The sequence below is a fragment of the Vibrio sp. YT-19(2023) genome (genome assembly GCF_033337395.1).
Genome location: NZ_JAWOQN010000989.1, coordinates 1 through 548, shown reverse-complemented (window position 1 = coordinate 548; position 548 = coordinate 1). Strand labels below are relative to the sequence as shown.

General features: G+C 46.5%; 1 protein-coding gene. It reads right to left on the bottom strand.

The window, feature by feature from the left end; genetic code table 11:
- A partial coding sequence (locus R7E78_RS29600; protein ID WP_411913791.1) for an ABC transporter permease occupies positions 1 to 548 on the bottom strand: 548 nt, incomplete at both ends.

The following is a 548-nucleotide window of genomic DNA, read 5'->3' as shown; positions in this document are numbered from 1 at the left end:
CAAACACCGACATAAGCATGATATTGACGATGCCAAGCGTCATAGCCAACACGAACACCACCAGCATGACTTGGTTGGAGATATCCATCGAGCTCATCATAGTCGAAAGCAGGGGTTGAATTTCTAGCCATGTTCTTACCGTTAACGGCTTTCCTGAACCATCGTCGGTCAAGGTTCGGGTAAACGACACGATATTTTGCAACACGTCGTCATCATTGGCGTTGAGCAAAATGGCGATTTCATGCGCCCCTGCTATCCCTGCAATTTTCTCTAGGTCAGCTTTACGGACGTACACGTTGCCGTCATCAAAGGTCGTGGACGGTGTTTTGAAGATGCCTTTCACTCTAAACGCAGCGCCAGAGACATCCCCATTGATATCGGAAAGCGTCAGAATGACTTTTGAACCGACCCGTAGCTTCAATCTTTTCGCCGTCTTTTGCGATACAAGAATTGGATTCCGGCCCTCTTCATCCAACCAATAACCATCGCTAATATGCTCAGAAAGCGGCGTTATCTTCTGCTCTTGTTCAAGATAAATACCATTAATA